Here is a 760-nt window from a genome sequence, read left to right as displayed (position 1 = left end):
CTGGCCGCGATTGCGGCGGCGGGCGGTCTGGGCACCGCGGTGCTGTTGGCGCGCGGTTAGCCGCGCGACAACAGGCTGGCCGGGCGCGACCGCGCCAGGCCCGAGGTGATCAGCCCGGCGAACACCGCCTTGATCACGTCGCCCGGAATGAAGGCGGTGACCAGCAGCGCCGATTCAACCAGCGTCTTGTCCAGCATCACGGCCAGGCCGATGATGCCAAAGACATAAAGCGCCGCGATGCCGCCGATGACCGAGGCCACCGAGGCCACCAGCGCCAGCGGGCCGTTCCAACGTTCGACGATCAGGCCGGTGACGAAGGCGGCCACCGGCCAGCCGAGCAGAAAGCCGACCGAGGGGGTGGCAAACACGCCCAGCCCGCCGCGCCCGCCGGCCAGCAGCGGCAGCCCCAGCGCCACCAGGGCCAGGAACAGCAGCACCGCCAGCGCCCCGCGCCGGGCGCCCAGCACGGTGCCGCACAGCATCACGCCCATGGTCTGGGCGGTGATCGGCACGCCGAAGGCGAGGGTGAATTTGGGGATCAGCCCCAGCGCCGCGATCAACGCGGCAAACAGGGCGATAAAGGCGAGGTTGCGTTCCATTCTGGTCCCTATGTTGATGTTTTTGGAATTTCCAGGCCGCCACGCGCGCGCAGGGCCTCGGCGACATGTTCGGCATCGTCGATCGCCAGCGCGGCCAGCGGCAGGATGGTCCGCAGGCCCGGCCGTCGGGGCGAGCGCGCGCGCCAGGATTCGGCCAGCAA

General features: G+C 70.5%; 1 protein-coding gene and 1 pseudogene. Both read right to left on the bottom strand.

Annotation, left to right across the window (positions count from 1 at the left end):
* Nucleotides 1-56: 56 nt before the first annotated feature.
* Nucleotides 57-599, bottom strand: coding sequence for a biotin transporter BioY (locus CVM52_RS26245; protein ID WP_100165097.1), 543 nt, complete (start codon nucleotides 597-599; stop codon nucleotides 57-59).
* 8 nt (nucleotides 600-607) lie between these two features.
* A pseudogene (locus CVM52_RS27905) lies at nucleotides 608-760 on the bottom strand (energy-coupling factor transporter transmembrane protein EcfT); the annotation flags it as partial.

The sequence above is a fragment of the Pseudooceanicola lipolyticus genome (assembly GCF_002786325.1).
In the GTDB taxonomy this organism is placed as follows: domain Bacteria; phylum Pseudomonadota; class Alphaproteobacteria; order Rhodobacterales; family Rhodobacteraceae; genus Pseudooceanicola_C; species Pseudooceanicola_C lipolyticus.
Note: the sequence above shows the minus strand (reverse complement) of the source record. Positions and strands in the feature narration are given on the sequence as shown.

Coding starts and splice junctions, on each gene's coding strand:
- CVM52_RS26245 (WP_100165097.1), bottom strand. CDS start 599: ATGGAACGCAACCTCGCCTTTATCGCCCTGTTTGCCGCGTTGATCGCG.